The sequence below is a fragment of the Rhodoferax sp. U2-2l genome, from assembly GCF_020594515.1.
GTDB lineage: Bacteria > Pseudomonadota > Gammaproteobacteria > Burkholderiales > Burkholderiaceae_C > Rhodoferax.
The window spans coordinates 138,903-160,385 of sequence record NZ_JAJCTH010000002.1 but is presented as its reverse complement, the minus strand read 5'-3'; the positions used below and the strand labels follow the sequence as shown (position 1 = coordinate 160,385).

At 61.7% G+C, this 21,483-nt stretch carries 16 protein-coding genes; 4 read left to right on the top strand and 12 right to left on the bottom strand.

Annotated features, from left to right (window positions below; genetic code table 11):
- Positions 1–27: 27 nt before the first annotated feature.
- From LHU53_RS19655 to LHU53_RS02350, 5 genes are all read right to left on the bottom strand, one after another.
- Complete coding sequence (locus LHU53_RS19655) at positions 28–162, bottom strand: hypothetical protein (protein ID WP_255631783.1); 135 nt, start codon at positions 160–162, stop codon at positions 28–30.
- Between the two features lie 16 nt (positions 163–178).
- Positions 179–3,625 (bottom strand): response regulator, encoded by a 3,447-nt coding sequence (locus tag LHU53_RS02365; protein WP_227330475.1) that lies wholly within the window; start codon positions 3,623–3,625, stop codon positions 179–181.
- Positions 3,626–3,791: 166 nt separating this feature from the next.
- Positions 3,792–4,406: a response regulator transcription factor gene (locus LHU53_RS02360; protein ID WP_227330474.1), complete on the bottom strand. Its 615-nt coding sequence runs from the start codon at positions 4,404–4,406 to the stop codon at positions 3,792–3,794.
- Positions 4,403–6,235, bottom strand: a complete 1,833-nt coding sequence (locus LHU53_RS02355) for a PAS domain-containing sensor histidine kinase (RefSeq protein ID WP_227330473.1) — start codon at positions 6,233–6,235, stop codon at positions 4,403–4,405. The genes LHU53_RS02360 and LHU53_RS02355 overlap by 4 nt, the downstream gene beginning before the upstream one ends.
- Positions 6,236–6,474: 239 nt before the next feature.
- Positions 6,475–6,942: a winged helix-turn-helix transcriptional regulator gene (locus LHU53_RS02350; protein ID WP_227330472.1), complete on the bottom strand. Its 468-nt coding sequence runs from the start codon at positions 6,940–6,942 to the stop codon at positions 6,475–6,477.
- Between the two features lie 129 nt (positions 6,943–7,071).
- Between LHU53_RS02350 and LHU53_RS02345 the strand changes: the two genes are divergently transcribed.
- From LHU53_RS02345 to glpK, 4 genes are all read left to right on the top strand, one after another.
- Positions 7,072–8,370 carry a D-amino acid dehydrogenase gene (locus LHU53_RS02345; protein ID WP_227330471.1) on the top strand — a complete coding sequence of 433 codons (1,299 nt, stop codon included), beginning with the start codon at positions 7,072–7,074 and terminating at the stop codon, positions 8,368–8,370.
- Positions 8,371–8,592: 222 nt separating this feature from the next.
- A complete protein-coding gene (gene groES, locus LHU53_RS02340; RefSeq protein ID WP_227330470.1) occupies positions 8,593–8,883 on the top strand; it encodes a co-chaperone GroES in 291 nt (96 codons plus the stop codon).
- Between the two features lie 173 nt (positions 8,884–9,056).
- The gene (gene groL / locus LHU53_RS02335; protein WP_227330469.1) at positions 9,057–10,709 is read left to right on the top strand and encodes a chaperonin GroEL; all 1,653 of its coding nucleotides are present in this window, start codon (positions 9,057–9,059) and stop codon (positions 10,707–10,709) included.
- A 506-nt stretch (positions 10,710–11,215) separates the two neighbouring features.
- The gene (glpK, locus tag LHU53_RS02330; protein WP_227330468.1) at positions 11,216–12,715 is read left to right on the top strand and encodes a glycerol kinase GlpK; all 1,500 of its coding nucleotides are present in this window, start codon (positions 11,216–11,218) and stop codon (positions 12,713–12,715) included.
- A gap of 15 nt (positions 12,716–12,730) precedes the next feature.
- On the opposite strand, the gene LHU53_RS02325 is transcribed toward glpK, so the two are convergent.
- From LHU53_RS02325 to LHU53_RS02295, 7 genes are all read right to left on the bottom strand, one after another.
- Positions 12,731–13,360 (bottom strand): HAD family phosphatase, encoded by a 630-nt coding sequence (locus LHU53_RS02325; RefSeq protein ID WP_227330467.1) that lies wholly within the window; start codon positions 13,358–13,360, stop codon positions 12,731–12,733.
- A 42-nt stretch (positions 13,361–13,402) separates the two neighbouring features.
- The gene (pgi, locus tag LHU53_RS02320) at positions 13,403–14,959 is read right to left on the bottom strand and encodes a glucose-6-phosphate isomerase (RefSeq protein ID WP_227330466.1); all 1,557 of its coding nucleotides are present in this window, start codon (positions 14,957–14,959) and stop codon (positions 13,403–13,405) included.
- 2 nt (positions 14,960–14,961) lie between these two features.
- On the bottom strand, positions 14,962–15,909 hold the full coding sequence (tal, locus tag LHU53_RS02315) for a transaldolase (protein WP_227330465.1): 948 nt from the start codon (positions 15,907–15,909) through the stop codon (positions 14,962–14,964).
- Positions 15,910–15,952: 43 nt separating this feature from the next.
- Positions 15,953–16,999: an ABC transporter ATP-binding protein gene (locus LHU53_RS02310; protein ID WP_227330464.1), complete on the bottom strand. Its 1,047-nt coding sequence runs from the start codon at positions 16,997–16,999 to the stop codon at positions 15,953–15,955.
- A 17-nt stretch (positions 17,000–17,016) separates the two neighbouring features.
- Positions 17,017–19,227 carry an iron ABC transporter permease gene (locus tag LHU53_RS02305; protein WP_227330463.1) on the bottom strand — a complete coding sequence of 737 codons (2,211 nt, stop codon included), beginning with the start codon at positions 19,225–19,227 and terminating at the stop codon, positions 17,017–17,019.
- A 98-nt stretch (positions 19,228–19,325) separates the two neighbouring features.
- A complete protein-coding gene (locus LHU53_RS02300) occupies positions 19,326–20,336 on the bottom strand; it encodes an ABC transporter substrate-binding protein (protein ID WP_227330462.1) in 1,011 nt (336 codons plus the stop codon).
- A gap of 34 nt (positions 20,337–20,370) precedes the next feature.
- Positions 20,371–21,384 (bottom strand): ABC transporter substrate-binding protein, encoded by a 1,014-nt coding sequence (locus tag LHU53_RS02295; protein WP_227330461.1) that lies wholly within the window; start codon positions 21,382–21,384, stop codon positions 20,371–20,373.
- Positions 21,385–21,483: the final 99 nt, after the last annotated feature.

The window sequence follows — 21,483 nt, the reverse complement described above, 5'->3', positions numbered from 1 at the left end:
GTGCCGCGCCTTTTTAAGAAAGAAAGCTCAAAAACAGACATACACCACCCGCCGCGCTACCCCCTGGCGAACGGCGATGCGGGCAAAGCCCAGGCGTTGCAACGCGCGTTGGGCCAGCTCCTGGCTGATCCATTCGTCTTCAACTACCAGCACACTGTTCATGCTTGATTCCCTAGATTTAGCCCTTGACCGACAGCCACTTCAGCAGTATCGAGAAAAAGGTGTCCGGATGGATCGGCTTGTGAATGAAGTCAACCATCCCGGCCGTGATGCAACGCTGCCGGTCCTCTTCAAAGGCGTTGGCCGTCATGGCCAGAATAGGCGTTAACCGATGCCCCTTCAGCCGTCGGATGTACTGGCTGGCTTGCAGGCCGTCCATCTCGGGCATCTGCATGTCCATCAGGATCACCGCAAAGTCCGCCTCACACGCCAGCGCCACCGCCTCGCGGCCGTTGTTGGCAATCGTGATGCGCAGCCCCGTTTTGGACAGCAGGATCTGGGCCACCTCCTGGTTGAAGATGTCGTCTTCCACCAGCAGGATGGACTTGCCGGCATGGCGGCGTTGGATGTCGGCCTCGGCCTCATGGAGGCCACCCGGACGATCCGGCTGCATCGGCTGCCCGCGCTCCAGCCAGGCGGTGAACCAGAACCGGCTGCCCTGGCCCACCACACTGTCCACCCCCACTTCGCCCCCCATCAGGCCAGCCAGCCGGTGCGTGATCACCAGCCCCAGGCCGGTGCCGCCGTAGCGGCGTGTGGTGCTGACATCCACCTGCTCAAAAGCGGTGAACAGGCTGCCCAGCCGCTCCGGCGCAATGCCAACCCCGGTGTCTTCCACCTCGAACTGCACCAACAGCCGCTGATCCTCATCGTTCAACAAGCGGGCACGCAAGCTCACCTTGCCTTGTTCGGTGAATTTGATCGCGTTGCTGGCGTAATTGAGCAAGGCTTGGCGCAAGCGGGTTGGGTCGCCGCACAGCCACATGGGCACGTCATCGGTATCCAGCTCAACGGTCAGTCCCTTGGCGCTGGCCTGCTCTCCGATCAGCGATTGCACCCCGCCCAGGATGGCGTTCAGCGGAAAGTCGATGTGCTCCAGGGTCAGCTTGCCAGCCTCGATTTTGGAAAAGTCGAGGATGTCGTTGATGATGGTCATCAGGTGCTCCCCGGCGGCACCGAGTTTGTCCAGAAAGTCGCGTTGTTCCGGGTCGAGCCGGGATCGCTTGAGCAGGTGGGCAAAACCCAGGATGGCGTTCATCGGCGTGCGGATCTCGTGGCTCATGTTGGCGAGGAACATGCTTTTTGCCAGCGTGGCCGCCTCGGCGGTGCGCCTGGCCTGCTCAAACAACAGCTCGGTTTCCTTGCGCAAGGTGATGTCCACCACAATGCCCTGCATGATGACCGGCTCTCCAGCCGGGTTGCAGACCCGCTCACCGCGCGCCAGAATCCAGCCGTTTTCGCCATCGCCGCGGCGAGTCTGCAGCTCAATCTCATACGGCTCGCCACTCTCCACGGTGTGGCTCACCGCGTTCATCAGCCGGTCCCAACTTTCGGGCTCAAAGATGCTGGTCTGGTCCAGGAAGCCGGGCGGTGGTTTGGCGGGGTCGGCGCCAAACATGCGGTACAACTCGTCGGACCAGGTGACCGCGTTGGTGGTGAGGTCCAGCCTCCAGCTGCCCATGTGGCCGATCCGCTGCGCTTCGGTCAGGTTGGACTGGGCGAAACGCAGCTCGGAGATGTCATAAAACCAGGCCAGCTTGGCGTCCTGCCCCTGGTAGGTGATGCGCATGAAGGTGCCCAGCGCCCACCCGGGCAACTTGCCAGCTTGGGTGGGATGGCGCAGTTCGATCAGCCGGTTGCTCACCACCTCCCCGGCCAGCACCTGGCGGCTGATGTCTTCCAGCTCATCGGGGTCGGCATGGAAGCCGGCCACATCCAGGTGGGTGTCTTGCAAGGCGCTGGCATCGATGCCCAGCATCTCACAAAAACGCTGGTTCATGAACAGGGTGGCACCGTCCTGGAGTGCCAGGATGTGCGCCCCGATGGGCGCGCGCGACAGGATGTGCTGCAGATTCTGCTGCTGGGCGTACAGCGTTGAATAGTCCTGGACGATCGAGCGCGAAAAGAGAAACCGCCCCTCGGCATCGAAGTCAGCCGTGGCCGCGACCAAGCCACGGATGCAGGAGCCGTCCTTGCGCACAAATTCAAACTGCAGGTCGTTGATGTAGGCCTTGGCCAGAAATTCCGGGTAGTGGGCCTTGAACAGCTGGACGGTTGCAGGCGTCAGGAAATCGGTGATGGGCCTGCCAATCACCTCCTCACGCGCGTACCCCAGCCAGCGCAGCTCGGTGTTGTTGATGCGCAGAACGATGCCGGTCTGGTCCAGCGAGTGGTAACCACAGGGCGCGTTCTGGTACAGGTCTTCGAGTTCGCTGGACTGCGCCACCAGCGCACGGGTACGTTCGGCCACCTTGCGGTCGAGCTCGTCGCGCTCGGCGCGCAGGGTTTCGTATTGGGACTGCACCAGCTGGTGGAGCTGGTTGAAATGCCGCATCAGGCCATGGACTTCCAGACTGCCGGTTTCGGGCAAATGCGGAATCGCATCACCGGCCTGGTAACCGGCCATCATCCTGGAGGCCGCCTCCAGCGGCGCCAGCTTGCGGGTCATCAGCCACCAGATCAAGCCGCCCAGCAACAGCAGCCCGCCGGCCGCACCCAACCAGAAAGTCAGGGTCAGCGACTGCACGGGTCGCAGCACCTCGTGCGCGGGAATGTAGGCCAGCACGGTCCAGCCGAATTCCGGCAGGTACTCGGCCACGGAAAAGATGTCCAGCCCCCGGGAATCAATGGTCCGGTCAAAGGCCAGGTAACCCTCGCTCTTGCGCCGGTCAAACAGCGGGTTCAGGCCGGGTTGAGGCAACGGCTTGAGAACGCGCTCGGCATCGGTGCTGGCCACATAAATGTTGTGCAGAAAGTCAAAAACATGGTAGCCACCGCCCTCGCCGTTCCTGATGAAATTGGAGAGATAGAAATGACTGCCGGGACTCAGTGACTCCGAACCACAGACGATGGCGCGCACGTTGCCAGCAGCATCCAGCAGTGGCACGGCAAAAATCAGGTTGGGCTGGCCGGACAGCCGCCCGATCAGCGGCATCACCATGGGCGCCTTGGTCTGCAGGACGCGCTGCACGTAGGGAGAATGGCTGTAATCCATCCCGATGCCGTTGCGCCGGGGCACTTCGGCAATGCGGACGCCTTGCGGGGAAATGACGTAAACGTCACGGCTGAAGATGCTCAGCGCCAGCGGCTTGTCGTCCAGATAGGCTTGCACCTGTGCGCCGTCAGCCCAGGCGTCGATGGGCAGCCCTTTGGCCAGGGCGTCCAGGGCACGGTAGCGTTCGTGGGCCTCACTCTGAATCCACAGCGCCACGGTGTGGACGTTGCTTTGTTGCTGCTTGCGCACCTCGGCCAGAAAACCCGCTTCAAGCCGTTGCACAGCCAGCGTCGTGACAGCCATGAGCAGGCCGCCAAACAAAACCACCACGGCGACCACCAGCTGGTAACGCAAGGAATGAAAGGCCAGCCATGACCGCGGGTCTTTCCACCTACCTGGTTTGCTTTGCAATTGATGGTCCCTGACTGAGTTGCCACACCTGCCAATCTGGCTTCAACAGGGGCGGTGGGTCATTGAACCACAACCGGCAAGATCACCCAGGCCGCCCCCCGACATCGTCGGATCATGCGGGATAAATGGGGCCTTGTCTGTCAGTGATTGCCGACAAAAACGCGGCTCAAGGCTGATTTTGCCGGGCGTGCAGTGCCGCGAGTTCGGCGTTGCTGTTGACGCCCAGTTTGTCCAGCAGGCGGCGCCGGTAGGTGGTGATGCTTTTGGCGCCGATGCCAAGGCGCGCCGCCATGTCGGCCAGCGCTTCACCACACAGCAGGCCACGCATCACGTCTTCTTCGCGGGCGGACAACACCGCGAAGGGGTTGGCGCGGTCAGCGGCGTGGTGCTGCGGCCTCGGGAACCGGGTGCCACCGTCGAGGATGAAGCGGATCGTCTGCAACAGCTCGGCCTCGGCCACGTCCTTGCCGACAAAGCCCTGGGCACCGTGCCTGCGCGCATAACCCGCGTACTGGGCAGCGGAGTACATCGAAAACAACAGCACCGGCAGTCTGCTGCCCGAGGCGCGCAAGGATTCAAGCACCTGCATGCCGCGCTTGATGGGCAGCGCAATGTCCAGGATCAGCAGATCGGCCGGCAGGTCGCGCGCCAGGCGCTCGGCCTCGGCACCGTCTGCCGCTTCAGCCACCACCGAGAAGCCAGAGGCCCGCTCGAAGATGTTGCGCAAACCCTGGCGCACCACCTGGTGGTCGTCGGCAATGATCAGCCGGGCTTCTTTCATGACCCGGTCTCGGGGGCAGACACCGTGACGCGGGTGCCTGCCGGGGTGGACTGGATGCGCAGTTCCCCGCCATGACGGCGCAGCCGCTCACGTATACCCAGCAGCCCGAAGCCACCAGTCTGGCCGGGCTGGAAACCGTGGCCGTCGTCGGCAACCTGCAAACGGATCTGGCCTGCGGCATGGCTCAAACTGATGTTGACGCGCCGGGCGCCGGCATGGCGTGTGACGTTGGTGAGCAGTTCTTGCAGGATCCGGAAAATGTCGATGCGCAGCGGGTCGGCGGGCTCCATGCCCAGCGCGGCAATGCGTGTACTGGCGCGGATGCCTGACTTTTTGGCCCAGTCGCGCACATACCAGCGCAGGGTTTCCGCCAGACCCAGGTCGTCCAGGATGGGCGGGCGCAGGTCCGAACACAGCACCCGCGTCGTGGCCAAGACCTTGTCGATGTCGGCCAGTACCGGCGCAACGTTGGCGGGCGCCGGTGCTTGTGACAGCGCCACCAGCTGCATACGGATGCCGGTCAGCGCCGCGCCGATCTGGTCATGCACCTCGCGCGAGATCTCGCGGCGCTGCTCTTCCATCTTGTCTTGCACGTGGTCGGCCAGGTGACCGATGGCGCGGTGGGCCATGTCGCGCTCCAGCCGAGCCTGGCGCAGCACGGTGATGTCCGACTGCAGCGAAATCCAGGCCTTGCCAAATTTGGGATGTTGGGTGGCGACAATGTTGACGTTGGACCAGAACACACTGCCGTCTTTGCGGCGGCTCTGCAGGTTGCCGGACCAGTGACCATCGAGTGCCAGGGTGCGCAGGATGGCTTGCGCGGTTTCATCCGGGTCCGAGGTGCCCGGTGCATTCAGGATGGCCGCCGACTGCCCGACCAGTTCACCCGCTGCGTAGCCAAACATCGCATCAAACTTGGGGTTGGTGTAGTGCAGGATGCCGTGGCTGTCCACAATGTTCACCCCCTCCTGGAGGTTATGGAGAATGTCCGCCTGCAACTGCAGGTGTTCCTCGGCACGCTTGCGTGAGGTGATGTCGGCCGCAGCGCAGATCAATCCGGTGATCCGGCCATCGGCGGCGCGCTCGGGTTCAACAATCAAATCAAAGCAGCCGGTTCGGCCTAAGCTGGTGGCCCAGACCTCCTGCCGCTCGCCGCGACCTGTCAGCATGACACGCCGCTTGATCAAGCCCAACTGTCGAGCATCTTCCTGGTCGAAAATGTCTTCGTCGCGTCGACCAATCAAAAATTCATGCGTGAAGCCAAGGGCTGGGTTGGCCACCCAGGTGTAGCGCAATCTGGCATCCTGGTGCCAGATCACCAGGTCGGTGAGCTTGAGCGCCGTCTGCAAACGCGCCTCGTTGGTCGACAAGGCCAGCTGCAGGTGCTTTTGGTCGGTGATGTCGATGGTGGTGCCAATCGCCCGCGTCACCCGGCCCGCAGTGTCCCGCAGGGCATCCCCCGCAGAGCGGACCCAGCGGATGTCGCCATCTGGCCGGATGATGCGAAACTCGACGTGGAAGGGGCGGCCAGCCGCCAGGGCGTCGTCGCGGACGCGTTCAACCTGGCCCAGGTCCTGCGGGTGCACCCGCTTTGAAAAGTCGCTGTAGGTTCTGCCGAACGTGCCCGGTTTCAGGCCGTAGATGGCATCAAGCTCTGCCGTCCAGTCCAGCTCACCGGTGGCCAGGTTCCAATCCCAGATGCCAAATTGGAGCGCCTTGCCGACAACCAGCAAGCGCCCATCACTGAGACACAGCCCACCGGGTGCCTCACCCGTCAGATCAACATCAGGCTGTGGCGGCTGGCTATTTGTTCGGCGTTGTGTGCCCATTTGGCTTGCTGGTGCTCCACACTTTCATCAGTTGAAATAAGTATATGGGCCGGGGGTGTGATCCAACTCGCGGGGTCATTCCATTTCCAGATCGATACGACACGAGGCGCGAGGCCGCAGACGGTAAAGACGTACGGCATGGCGTTGCAACAACGTGTCGGATGGATAGGGAATCAGTGAGCATCCACCGGCACGGAACAACCGGCCTTGACCCGGTTACATGGCGCCGGACTGACTGCCTACCGATCGGTCCGTATCACCAGACTTTCCTTCACATCCTCCATCACCACATAACTGTGGGACTGCGCTGCCACCGGCAGTTTCTTGAGAATGTCGCCCAACAGGCTGCGGTATTCGTCCATGCCGCCGAGCCGGGCCTTGACCAGGTAGTCAAAGTTGCCGGACACCAGATGGCACTCCTGCACGTCGGGTACATGCAGCAACTCCGCGCGCACCTTGTCAAACACCTCGGCGGATTTGGCCGCCAGCGTGATCTCCACAAACACCAGCAAGGTCTTACCCAGCGCCTTGGGCGACACCCGCGCGTGGTAGCCGGTGATGACGCCTTCGCGCTCCATGCGTTTGACGCGTTCGGAACACGGTGAGGTGGACAGGCCGATGGCGTGCGCCAAATCGGTCATGGAGATGCGCCCGTCACGCTGCAGGATGTCCAGAATTTTCTTGTCCAAGCGGTCCAGTTCAGCCATTTCACTCCTCACCCGGGTTTTTGAGATCAACAACAGCAAATCTGACTGAGATGATCCACGATTTCAGGTGATTTCACTGATCTGATGCCCCTATATTTTGCGAATTCCTCACTCATTAGGCATCTGACCATGAAAGTTATCGTTCTCGGTGGTGGCGTGATCGGCACCAGCACAGCCCATTACCTCGCCCAGTCGGGCGCCCAGGTCACCGTGCTGGACCGCCAGCCCGATGTGGCGCTGGAAGCCAGCCATGCCAACGCGGGTCAGGTCTCGCCAGGGTATTCCACCCCCTGGGCGGCGCCCGGCATCCCGTTCAAGGCGATGAAATGGATATTCCAGAAACATGCGCCCCTGGCCATCCGGCCTGACGGCAGCCTGTTCCAGTGGCAATGGATGGCCCAGATGCTGCGCAACTGCACGGCCGAGCGCTACGCCGTCAACAAAGAGCGCATGGTGCGCGTGTCCGAATACAGCCGCCTGTGTCTGCAGCAACTGCGTGCTGATTTGGGCTTGCAATATGAACAACGCACCGGCGGCACCCTGCAGCTGTTTCGCAGCCAGGCGCAGGTGGATGCGGTGCAGCGCGACATCACCGTGCTGCGCGACAGTGGCGTGCCCTACGAATTGCTCACCGCCGAGCAACTGGCCAGCGTCGAGCCCAGCCTGGCCCAGGCGCGCGACCGCCTGGCCGGTGGCCTGCGTTTGCCCATGGACGAAACCGGCGATTGCTACCGCTTCACCACCGCCCTGGCCGAGCAGACCCGGGCGCAAGGCGTGGATTTCCGCTTCAACCAGGCCGTGGAAGGTCTGGTCACCGAGGGCGGTCGCATCACGGGCGTTCGCGTCAACGGTCAGGTGTTGACCGCTGACAAGTTTGTGCTGGCCTTTGGCAGTTATTCGCGTGGTTTTCTGCAACCGCTGGGCCTGGATTTGCCGGTGTACCCGGTCAAGGGGTATTCGCTGACGGTGCCGCTGGTGGACCCGGCCTTTGCGCCACAGTCCACGGTGCTGGATGAAACCTACAAAATTGCGGTCACACGTTTTGACGACCGCATCCGCGTGGGCGGCATGGCCGAGCTGGGCGGTTTTGATCTGCGCCTGGACCCGCGCCGCCGCGCCACGCTGGAGCTGGTCGTCAACGACTTGTTCCCCGGCGGCGATGTGGCCAACGCCACCTTCTGGACCGGGCTGCGCCCCATGACCCCCGACAGCACGCCGGTGATTGGCGGCACCCGTTATGCCAACCTGTTCCTCAACACCGGCCACGGCACCCTGGGCTGGACCATGGCCTGCGGCTCGGGCAAACTGGTGGCCGACCTGGTTCTGGGCCAGTGCCCGGAGATCAGCACCGAAGGCCTGGGCCTGGACCGCTACACCCAGCGTCAAAAAAGCCATCAGGTCACACGCCCCGCCCGCGCCCTGGCCTGATCCGGCCCGCCAGGGCGTGCAATGATCTGCATGCCCCGCCACAGAAGATAAGGGAATTGTCCGATCTGGCTCTTGAAATGCCGCCAAACACCCTTATCATTAGCACTCGATAGAGATGAGTGCTAACAAACACTGTCACTCCATCGCTTCAAGACAACAACGGCCAACTTCACCAGTTGGCGTTTTGGTTTTAACCCCTGTTTCGCAACTTAGGAGATATTTATGAAACTGCGCCCTTTGGCAGACCGCGTGATCGTCAAGCGTGTTGAGAACGAAACCCGCACCGCTTCCGGCATCGTGATCCCTGACAGTGCTGCTGAAAAGCCGGATCAAGGTGAAGTGTTGGCTGTGGGCCCCGGCAAGACCAACGACAAGGGCGAAACCAAGGCCCTGACCGTGCAGGTCGGCGACCGCGTTTTGTTCGGCAAGTACAGCGGCCAGACCGTCAAGGTGGACGGCGACGAATTGCTGGTCATGAAAGAAGACGACCTCTTCGCCGTTGTCGAGAAGTAATTGCTACTGCGCGGCTCATAGGCGTCGTTGCGCAGTGCTCGGAATCCTCACGTACAGGAAGTACGTTCCGGTTCCTGCGCGCTGTGCGCCTAGCCTCTGACCCGCTCGCGACGCAATTCTTTTCTCGACCCAAGTGTCTTTACCTTATTTTTTGAAATTACTGGAGTCATAACATGGCAGCAAAAGACGTTATTTTTGGCGGCGAAGCCCGCGCACGCATGGTTGAAGGCGTGAACATTTTGGCCAACGCGGTCAAAGTGACCCTGGGCCCCAAGGGCCGCAATGTGGTGCTGGAGCGCTCGTTCGGCGCCCCCACCGTGACCAAGGACGGTGTGTCCGTGGCCAAGGAAATCGAACTCAAAGACAAGCTGCAAAACATGGGCGCTCAGATGGTGAAGGAAGTCGCTTCCAAGACCTCTGACAACGCTGGCGACGGCACCACCACCGCTACCGTGTTGGCTCAAGCCATCGTGCGCGAAGGCATGAAATACGTGGCCGCCGGCATGAACCCGATGGACCTCAAGCGCGGCATCGACAAGGCGGTGACCGCCCTGATCGAAGAGCTGAAGAAGGCTTCCAAGCCCACCACCACTTCCAAGGAAATCGCCCAAGTCGGTTCGATTTCCGCCAACTCTGACGCCTCCATTGGCGACATCATCGCCAACGCGATGGACAAGGTTGGTAAAGAAGGCGTGATCACCGTGGAAGACGGCAAGAGCCTGCAAAACGAACTCGACGTCGTTGAAGGCATGCAGTTTGACCGTGGTTACCTGTCGCCCTACTTCATCAACAGCCAAGAAAAGCAATCCGCTTTGTTGGACAACCCGTTTGTGCTGTTGTACGACAAGAAGATCAGCAACATCCGTGACCTGCTGCCCACCCTGGAACAAGTCGCCAAGAGCGGCCGTCCGCTGTTGATCATTGCTGAAGATGTCGAAGGCGAAGCCCTGGCAACTCTGGTGGTGAACACCATCCGTGGCATCTTGAAGGTTGTGGCTGTCAAGGCGCCTGGCTTCGGCGACCGTCGCAAGGCCATGTTGGAAGACATCGCCATCCTGACCGGTGGCAAGGTCATCGCTGAAGAAGTGGGCCTGACACTCGAAAAAGTAACTCTGGCTGACCTGGGTTCCGCCAAGCGAATCGAAGTGGGCAAAGAAAACACCATCATCATCGACGGCGCTGGCCCGGCTGCTGACATCGAAGCCCGCGTCAAACAAGTGCGCGTGCAAATCGAAGAAGCTACTTCCGACTACGACCGTGAAAAACTGCAAGAACGCGTGGCCAAGCTGGCCGGCGGTGTGGCCGTGATCAAGGTTGGCGCTGCCACCGAAGTCGAAATGAAGGAAAAGAAAGCCCGCGTCGAAGACGCCCTGCACGCTACCCGCGCTGCTGTGGAAGAAGGCATTGTGGCTGGTGGTGGCGTGGCTCTGCTGCGCGCCAAGCAAGCTGCTGGCGTCATCAAGGGTGACAACGCTGACCAGGACCACGGCATTGCCTTGGTGTTGAAAGCCATCGAAGCGCCCCTGCGCGAGATCGTTTACAACGCCGGTGGCGAAGCCTCTGTGGTGGTGAACGCGGTCATGGCTGGCACGGGCAACTACGGCTTCAACGCTGCCAACGACACCTATGGCGACATGATCGAAATGGGTATCCTGGACCCGACCAAGGTGACCCGCACCGCGCTGCAAAACGCAGCCTCTGTGGCATCCCTGATGTTGACCACCGAATGCATGGTGGCTGAGTCTCCGAAGGACGACGCAGCTGGCGGCGGCATGGGTGGTGGCGACATGGGCGGCATGGGTGGTATGGGCGGCATGGGCATGTAACCCATCCGGCGTGCGTCCCTAGCGGGCGCATCCAGCACAAAGCCCTGCAGGCCTACCACCTGCAGGGCTTTTTTGCTTTCAGAATGGGCCATCTGCAGCCAGTCGCCGCACTGTCAGCGCCCGTCATTGGCTGAACTTTTCGGGGTCAAGCGACATGGCACTACGCAGCGGCCACAGGATGCGCGGCGCGTTGTGCACCATGGTGACAACCCTGGTACGGCGCCACAGAAATGCAGGAACATGAAAACGCATCTTTTCCCGTCTGGCGTTGTTGTTCGTCGTTGCCATAGCTACGGCTATGTCGCCTCCTCACGCCTAGCCAGTCAGAAAAATCTGTTGTTTTCATTGTGTTCCTCCATTTCTGTGGCGCCGTACTAGCGTTGAAAACGAACATTCTTGTTACGCTTCGTTTCGTGCACTTGATGCCCAAGCCCAGGCCACCCGTACACCGACCCGCTGGGGGGCGGCGTGTGGTGTGTTCCTGAATTTTTGACAGTGAGGCTCCCGTGACTTATCTCTTGGCCCTGGACCAGGGCACCTCCAGCTCCCGCAGCATTCTGTTTGATCGCCAGGGCCAGATGATCGCCACGGCGCAGCGCGAACTCACCCAGATCTTCCCGCAGCCCGGCTGGGTGGAACACGACCCGATGGACATCTGGGCCAGCCAGCTGGCCACCGCGCGCGAGGTCATCCAGCGTGCCGGCATCCAGGCGAGCCAGATCAAGGGCATCGGCATCACCAACCAGCGCGAAACCACGCTGCTGTGGAACCGGCGTACCGGTGAGCCTGTGCACAACGCGGTGGTCTGGCAAGACCGGCGCACCGAGCCGTTCTGCCAGGAGTTGCGCGCCACCGGATTGAGCGCGGACATTCAGCAGCGCACTGGCCTGGTGGTGGACCCGTATTTCTCCGGCAGCAAAGTGCGCTGGTTACTCGACCACGTGCCCGGCGCGCGGGCTGCCGCCGAGCGCGGCGAACTGGCCTTTGGCACGGTGGACAGTTGGCTGATCTGGCAGCTGACCGGTGGGCGCGTGCACGCCACCGATGTGAGCAACGCCTCACGCACCATGCTCTACAACATCCAAAGCAGCAGCTGGGACGACACACAGCTGGCGCGGTTTGAGGTGCCCGCGACCTTGCTGCCAGAAGTCCACCCGTCTTCTCATCGCTATGGTGAGACCGACCCGTTGCACTTCGGGTTGCCGCTGCCGATTGCCGGGGTGGCGGGCGATCAGCAAAGTGCCCTGTTTGGCCAGGCCTGCTTTCGCCCCGGGCTGGCCAAAAACACCTATGGCACCGGCTGTTTTTTGCTCATGCACACCGGCGATGAAGTCATGACCTCGCGCAACGGGCTGATCACCACCCGTGCCGCACAGATCGGGCTGCAGCCGCAATATGCGCTGGAAGGCAGCGTGTTCATTGGCGGGGCGGTGGTGCAGTGGTTGCGCGACGGCCTGCACGCCATCGACGCCAGTTCGGCCGTCCAGTCGCTGGCCCAAAGCGTGCCGGACTCGGGGGGTGTGGTGTTTGTGCCCGCTTTCACCGGCCTGGGTGCGCCTTATTGGCAAGCCGACGCGCGCGGCGCCATTTTGGGGCTGACGCGCGGCACCCACATCGGCCACATTGCCCGGGCAGCGCTGGAGAGCATCGCCTTTCAGAGCGCCGCCTTGCTCACCGCCATGGGCAAGGATGCCATGACAACTGCCGGGCACACACCGCCTATCACTGAATTGCGTGTTGACGGTGGTGCCTGTGTTAATGACCTGCTGATGCAGTTCCAGGCCGACCTGCTGGGGGTGCCGGTGGTGCGGCCGAAGGTGGTCGAGACGACGGCGCTGGGCGCGGCCTATTTGGCCGGTCTGGGCACCGGGGTGTACGCCTCGCTGCAAGAACTGGAAGACCTGTGGGCGGCTGAGCGCACCTTCTACCCCACCATGTCACCCGAGCGCGCGGACGAACTCAAGGCGCGCTGGGAACATGCCGTGCGCCAGACCACGGCGGCCTGAGCCCGATGGTGAAATTTAAACCAGCAAGCCCAGCAAGGCCAGATCGGCCTGCAACTGCTGCGCAGACTCGAAATGAATGCCCTGCCAGCCCAGTTCTTGGGCGGCGGTGATGTTGTGTTTCAGGTCATCCACAAACACGGTGCGCGCAGGCGCCAGGGTGTAGCGGCTTTGCAGCAGCTGGTAAATGGCGGCTTCGGGCTTGATGTGTTGCACATCACCCGAGAAGACGCCACCGTCAAACCACTGAAAAAATTCATAACGCTGCTCCAGCAGCCGGGCATAAGGCACCGGCATGTTGGAGAGGTAATACAGCCCGGCCACACCCTGCCCCGTCTGGCGGGCGGTGTGCAGGCGGCCCAGCAGCGCCACGGTGTCGTCCATCGGCGTGAGGCGCTCACCAATGCCTTTGACCAGCGTTGACATGGCTGGCAGCGGCAAGTCCAGCCGTTCGGCCGTTTGTGCAATGACCGCCTCCACGTCCAGCGTGCCCCGGTCAAACGCATGCCAATCCGGGTGCGAAAACACCTGGTGCGCCAAGTGTTTGGCCTCATCGGGCGAGCGCACTTGTTGGGGAAACGTTTGCAGCATCAACTGCGCCGGTTGCCAGGTCACCAGCACCGCACCAAGATCAAAGACGACATTCATGTCTGGCAATACCCCCTACGCGCTGCGTGACGCAGTGGCCGTTTAGGCCTGTAAACGCGCCAGCAACCCGGCGGTTGAGCCATCCAGCCCCTCGGTGTGGCCACTGAGCAAGCGGGCTTCCACATCCTTGGCCAGCACCTTGCCCAACTCCACGCCCCACTGGTCAAAGCTGTTGATGCCCCACAGGCTGCCCGAGACAAACACGCGGTGTTCCTGCAAGGCAATCAGTGCGCCCAGGCTGGCGGGGCTGAGTTCGTCCAGCAGCAAAAAGGTGCTGGGCCGGTTGCCGGGGAAGTGTTTGTGTCCACCGGCGTCAGCCTTGCCCAGCATCAGCGCTTGCGCCTGCGCCAGCACATTGGCCAGCAGCAGCGTCTGGTGACCGGGCAAGCTGTGTTTGGCGGTTTTGACGGCGACAAACTCCACCGGCACCACATCGGTGCCTTGGTGCAACATCTGAAAGTAGGCGTGCTGACCGTTGGTGCCCGGTTCGCCCCAGACCACAGGGGAAGTCGAAAATGGCACCGCTTCGCCGCTGGCGTCCACCCGTTTGCCGTTGCTTTCCATCTCCAGCTGCTGCAGATAAGCCGGGTAGCGTTTGAGCGCACAGTGGTACGGCGCCACACTGCGGCTGGTGAAACCGTGGAAATTGCGGTACCACACATCCAGCAAACCCAGGCGCACCGGCAGATTCTGGTCCAGCGGCGCGGTGCGGAAATGTTCGTCCATGTCGTGCGCACCGGACAGAAACTCCTTGAAGCCTTGCGCACCAATGGCGATCGCCAGCGGCAAACCGATGGCCGACCAGACCGAATAACGCCCGCCGACCCAGTCCCAAAAGCCAAAGGTGGTGCTGATGCCAAACGCGTTGGCCGCCGCCACATTGGTGGTGAGCGCCGCAAAATGCCGCGCCACGTCGGTGCCGCCCTGCGCCGCAAACCACGCCTTGGCGCTATGGGCGTTGGTCATCGTTTCGATGGTGGTGAACGTCTTGCTGGCAATCAGGAACAAGGTGCTTTCCACCTTGACCTTCTTCAGCACCGCCGCCAGTTCATGGCCGTCCACATTCGAGACAAAGTGGAAGCGTTTGCCCGGTATCACATACTCGTCGAGCGCCAGCACCGCCATTTGCGGGCCCAGGTCCGAGCCGCCAATGCCGATGTTCACCACATCGGTGATGGCCGCGTCAAGACGCACCTGCTCGGCATAGTCCAGCATTGGCGCCAACGTGGCATGCACCTGGGCCAACTCGACAGAGAGGCCTTGCAGGCCGTCGCGCTGCGCCTGGGCTGGGGTGCGCAGCAACCAGTGCATCACCGCGCGTTGTTCGGTGGTGTTGATCTTGTCACCGGCGAACATCGCGTTACGATGTGACTCCAGACCACTTTGCCGCGCCAAGTCGAGCAACAAGGCCTGGGTGGCCTCGTCGATCAGGTTTTTGGACAGGTCGGCAAAGATATGCGGCGCACTTTGGCTGAACACACCAAACCGCTGCGGGTCAGCAGCAAAGGCGTCGCGCACATCCAAGGTGCGGCCAGTGGTTTCAAACTGGGCCTGCAGGGCAGCCCAGGCGGGGGTGCGGTCACATCGGGTGGTGTTCATGGCTAGTGACCAAGCAAGAGTTGGTCCAGCTTGCCTGCGTCAACACAAAACGCCCGGATACCCTCGGCCAGTTTCTCGGTGGCCATGGCGTCCTGGTTCAAGGCGAAGCGGAAGCTGGCTTCGTCAAAACTCACCGGCGTCAGGTCCAGCGTCTTGGCGGCCTCGGCGTCCAGTGCACGCGTCAGGGGCGCATCGGTGTTGGCCAGTATGGCCAGCAGGTCGGGGCTGATGGTCAGCAAATCACACCCGGCCAGCGCCGTGATCTGGCCGACGTTACGGAAGCTGGCGCCCATCACCTCGGTGGCGATGCCAAATTTTTTGTAGTAGTTGTAAATCTGCGTGACCGATTTCACACCGGGGTCGTTGGCACCGGTGTTGTCGGCCTCGACCCAGGCCGCGCCCGCTGACTTTTTGTACCAGTCGTAAATGCGGCCGACAAACGGCGAGATCAGTTGCACCTTGGCCTGACCACAGGCCACCGCCTGGCAGAACGAGAACAGCAGCGTCAGATTGGTGTGAATACCGCGGCGCTCCAGCTCGGCCGCGGCCTGGATGCCTTCCCAGGTGGAGGCCACCTTGACCAGCACCCGGTCAATATGGATGCCTTCGGCCTGGTACAGCTCGATGATGCGTTCGGCGCGGCTGATGGTGGCGCTGGTATCAAAACTCAAGCGGGCATCCACTTCGGTGGACACGCGCCCGGGCACGATGGACAAAATCTCGCAGCCAAAACGCACCAGCAGGCGGTCGGTGATTTCGTCGAGGGCACGGCCGGGGAACTTCGCCACGGTCTCGTTCAGCAAAGACCGGTATTCCGGCTTTTGTACCGCCTTGAGGATCAAGGACGGATTGGTGGTCGCGTCGGTGGGCTGAAAGGCTTCAATTTGTTTGAAGTCACCGGTGTCAGCGACCACGGTGGTGAATTGTTTGAGGGCGTTGAGTTGGTTCATGCCGCCATTATCCGGCGGCTCAGTGACAAAACGCACGCACCGATTACAAAGCCGCCACAACCGAAACGCCGTGATCCGCCAGCGTCAAGCCCACCTCCGCGCCGAGGGTGAGCACATCGGTCAAATCGGGTGAGACCACAAAAATCGGCCCCAGTGCGGTGTCAAAGGTGTATTCGAAAAAGCTGCCCAGATAAGCCAGCTTGCGCAGCGTGGCAGGCACACCGCTGCCGTCGTGGTGGATGTGCCAGGCCTCAGGTCGCACCGCCACCTTGACCTGGCCCGCAGGCACGCTCTGGCGCGAATGGATCTGCAGCGGCCCCAGTTGCACCGTGCCAGCGGCGTCAGCCACCCCGGGAAACAACATCGCCTCGCCCATGAAACCGGCCACAAACTCGCTGCTCGGGCGCTCGTACATGTCCTGCGGCGTACCGCGCTGGGCAATCAGGCCATCGTCCATCACGATGATCTGGTCACTCACCGCCAACGCCTCGCTCTGGTCGTGGGTGACATAGGCCACGGTGAGGTGCAGGCGCTGCTGCAAGCTGCGGATTTCTTCGCGCATTTCACGGCGCAGACGTGCGTCCAGGTTGCTCAGGGGTTCGTCAAACAACAAGACGCCGGGCTCCAGCACCAGGGCACGCGCCAACGCCACACGCTGCTGCTGACCACCCGACAACTCGCTGGGCAGGCGGTCGTCATAACCGACCAGACCCACATTGCCCAGGGTCTCCACCGCACGCCGCGCGGCCTCGCCCTTCTCGATGCCGGACATCTTGAGGCCATACATCACGTTTTCCAGCACGTTCATGTGCGGAAACAGCGCGTAACTCTGGAACATCATGCTGACATTGCGGTCCGCCGGGCCAAGCGTGGTGACATCCTTGCCCAACATCAAAATCTGGCCACTGGTGGGGGTCTCCAACCCGGCAATCATGCGCAACACCGTGGTTTTGCCACAGCCGGAAGGCCCCAGAATGGTGGTGAGTGAGCCTTGCTCAATCTCGAAGTCGACACCCTTGATCACCAGCGGTGCACGTTTGTCGATGCCATACCGTTTGGTGATATTTTTGAATTCAACGCCGTAGGTCATGCTTGTCTCTCAGGAAATTAGTGGGCTGCGATGGTGGGAGGCTTCAGGCCGATCTTGCGGCGGCCCAGTTTGCGTTCACCCACCAGGAACTGGATCAGGGCAATCGCCGCCGACATCAGGATGATCAGCACGGTGCAATAAGCCAGCGCCACACCGTAGTCGCCATTGCCCACCCGGCCAATGATGTAAGAGGTGGCCAGCTCGTTCTCAGCGGTCACCAGAAAGATCACCGCACTCACCGTGGTCATGGAGCGCACAAAGCTGTAGACCAGCGCGGCCACCAGCGCCGGTTTGAGCAGCGGCAACACCACATGGCGCAAGGTCTGCAAGGTAGAGGCCCGCAACATCACCGACGCCTCGTCGAGCGACTTGTCGAGCTGTTTGAAGGCGGCGGTACCGGCCCGCACACCCACCGGCAGATTGCGGAACATGAACGACAACACAATGATCAACCCGGTGCCGGTCAGCTCCACCGGCGGCACGTTAAACGCCAGGATGTAACTCACCCCAAGCACCGTGCCGGGGATGGCAAACGCCAGCAGGGCCACAAACTCAAACCCGCCTTGGCCGCGAAACTCAGTCCGTGCCAGCAGGTAGGCAATCAGCAGGCCCACCGCCGCCGTGATGGGCGCGGCCAGGCCGGCCAATTTGACGGTGGTGAAAAAGGAGTTCCAGGCCGTCCCGGCCCAGACCAGCCCAAAATCGCCCCACTCCAGGCCAAAGGCGGTGTTGAAATGGGCGAAGGTCAGGGTGTAGTCCCGCCCCCAGGTCTGCACAAAACCACCGGCAAAGGCAAACAGGTAGACCACCACGGTGAACGCCAGCCACGGGTAGACCACCGCATTGAGCAAGCGGCGCACGCCGTCGGGCAAGGCCATCGGGATACCGGCGTCGCCCTTGCCACTGACCGTGGTGTAGCTCTGCTTGCCCAGCAAGGCGCGTTGCAGCGCAAACACCCCCAAGGCAAACATCGTCAGAATCCAGGCCAGCGAGGCCGCCTTGCCCTGGTCATACTGGGCGCCCACAATGGCAAAAAAGATCTCGGTGGACAACACCGAAAACTGCCCGCCCACCACAATCGGGTTGCCAAAGTCGGCAATGCTCTCGATGAACCCCACCAAAAAGGCGTTGGCCAGGCCCGGCTTGAGCAGCGGCAGGGTCACCGTGAAAAAGGTTTTGGTGCGACTGGCACGCAGGGTCTGCGCGGCTTCTTCCATGCTGGGCGCCACCCCTTGCACCACCCCGCGCATGATCATGAAGGCAATCGGCGTGAAGGCAAACAGCTGGGCAATCCAGATGCCAAACAAGCCATAGAACCAGCGGGTGGGCGGGATGCCAAACGCATATTCCAGAAACTGGTTGACCACACCCGCGCGGCCAAACAGCAAAATCAGGCCCAAGCCGACCACAAACGGTGGCGTGATGATCGGCAGCAGCGCCACCACCCGCAGCGGTGTCTGCACCCGTGGCCCGGCGCTGCGCTCGGCCAGCAAGGCCATCATGGTGCCCATCACCACGGTGCCAGTGGCGGTCAGCAGCGCCAGAAACAAGGTGTTCCAGGCCACGCCACAGCGCGTGCCACCACTCAGACAACCCAAGCCCCAGACCCGCTCGTTGCCGATGCGCTCAAAAATCGCCGACCAGGCCCAGTGGCCTTCTTCGTTGAGGAAAGCGCCGTACAGCGCCTTGGTGACGGGAAAGGCAATGAACATCAGCAACAGCACCGAACAGCCCAGCACCGACGAGGCGATGAAGAGGTCGCCCTTGAAGTAACCCCGACGCGCCAGCCCAAACGCGGTGAGCATCACCAGCGCCAGCAAAGCGATAAATGCACCGATGCCAATGCCGTACTGGTTGACCGCCAGTTCACCAAACTGTGTGTTCAACGCGGCAAACGACCAGCCCCGGGCGCCGATCATGAAACCACTGGCCAGCAGCCCGACAAATCCCAGCAAGCCCCCACCCAGCAGCCAGCCACTTTGTGCCCTGCCTGCGGGCAACCACAGACTCACGGCGCACAACCCCAAGCCGACCAGGCCCAGGCCGAGCCAGACACGGCCATGCGCCACGGTTTGCAGCAGGCCATTGGCGGTTTCCGGGCCCGCAAAAATCTGCGGCAACACGCTGTACCAGGCGGTGTCCTGGATGGCGTACCACGGCAGCAGCAGATAGGCCAGCAGGCCAAGGACGAGCCAGAGGCGGATCGCCTGATTGGGATGTTTGTTCACAAGAAGCTCACGGTAAATCACACAAGGCGGCGCTCAGCGCCGCCGCCAGACCGGGCGCAAGACCCGCTGCGCCCAAGGTTTGAACTGGCAGGGCAGGTTCAACGCGGCAGGGAATTGACTTCCTTTTCCCAGCGGGCAATCAGGCGCTTGCGCTCAGCCGAGGCGCCGTATTTGGCGTAGTCATAGTTGATGAACTTGATTTTCTTGAAGTCCGGCACACGGGGGTCGACCTTGGCCGCCTTGTTGGAGGGCACCTGGAACTGCTTGGCCGCAGCCGCCATTTCCTGGGCCGCCGGTGTCAGCGCCCACTCGTAGAACTTCTTGGCGGCATCCATATTGCGCGCGCCCTTGATGATGCTCATCGAGCCAATTTCGGCACCGGTGCCGTCGGTCGGTGTCACCGCCTCGATCGGGAAACCATTCATCTTTTCACCCGGTGCGTCGTGCACAAAACTGATGGACACCATGGTTTCACCCCGCGCCACCGCCTTGATCGGGCCGGTGCCGCTGCGGGTGTACTGGCTGATGTTGGTATGCAGTTTTTTCAGGTACTCAAACGCCTTGTCCTCACCCATCAGCTGCACCAGCGTGGCCACCATGGTGTAGGCGGTGCCGCTCGAAGCCGGGTTGGCGGACTGGATGTCGCCCTTGAGCGCCGGGTTGAGCAGGTCGGCCCAGGTCTTGGGGGGCTGCATTTTTTTCTTGGCCAGCAGTTCGGTGTTGTAACCAAAACCCAGCGGGCCGGAATAAATACCCACGGTGCGGAAGCCCGACTGTTGCGCTTGCTGCTGGGCCCAACTCTGCAGCTGGGGCAAAGTCGGTGATTTGTACTCCAGGCTCAGCCCCAGCTCGGCGGCCTGCAGATGCGGGTCACCGGTGCCGCCAAACCAGATGTCGGTCTTGGGGTTCTCTTTCTCGGCGATCAGCTGGGCCAACGCCTCACCAGAGCCCTTCATGGACACATTGATTTTGGTTCCCGTGGTTTTGGCGTAGACGGTGCCAATCATGTTGCACCACTCGGCTTGCACCGAACAAATCACGTTCACGGTTTGCGCTTGGACAAACCCACTGGCAGCGGCCAGTACCGACACAACGAACAACTTCTTCATGAAAACTCCTTATGGAAAAACTGGCAACGGGCCGTCAGCGGGGCAATGAATTGACTTCTTTTTCCCAGCGACCGATCAGGCGTTTGCGCTCGGCCGACGAACCGTACTTGGCATAGTCGTACTTGATCATCTTGGCCTTGGCAAAGTCCGGCATACGCTCGTCGAGCTTGGCCGCCTTGTTGCTTGGCAGCTGGAACTGTTTCGCCGCCACCCCGAGCTCTTGCGCAGCGGGGGTCAGCGCCCATTCGTAAAACCGTTTGGCTTCGGGCAGGTTACGAGCGCCGGCAATCAGGCTCATCGAGCCAATTTCGGCGCCTGTGCCTTCACACGGCGTGTTGCTCACCACCGGAAAGCCATTGGCGGCCTCCACCGGCGCCTCGTGGGCAAAGGCCACGCCAATCAGGTTTTCACCACGCGCGGCGTTCTTGACCGGCGCGGCGCCCGAGCGGGTGTACTGGCTGATGTTTTTGTGCAGCGCTTTGAGGTAGTCAAAGGCCTTTTCTTCACCCATCAACTGCACCAGGGTGGCAATCTGGACGTAAGCGGTGCCCGAGGTGTTTGGGTTGGGGGCCTGGATTTCGCCTTTCCACTTCGCGTCCAGCAAATCAGCCCAGCATTTGGGCGGCTGCAGTTTCTTCTTGGCCATGGCCTCGGTGTTGTAGCTGATACCCAGCGGGCCGGAATAAATCCCCACCGTCTTGTAGCCCGTTTGCTCCGCCTGTTGCTGCGCCCAGTCGCGCAATTGCGGCAAGGAAGCCGACTTGTAGGCCATGGTCAGGCCCGTTTCTGCGGCCTGCATGTGCGGGTCACCGGTGCCGCCGTACCACAGGTCGGTCTTGGGGTTGGCGCGCTCGGCGCTGAGCTGGGCCATCGCTTCGCCCGCCGCCTTGTGCGTCAGGTTGACCTTGATACCCGTGCTTTTGGCGAACACCGTCTGGACCAGATTGCACTGCTCCGCTTGCACAGAACAGATGATGTTGACCTGACCTTCGGCATGTGCGCCCAGACACGCCAAGGAGACTGCGAGGGCGATGACCTGTTGTTTCATGACAATTCCGTTACAAAAAACTGACAGTTTGACGAATAAACCACTGTAGCCTCGATTCTGAACCTGTAGACCCGGGGAAACGCCAACTTTCCTGACCAG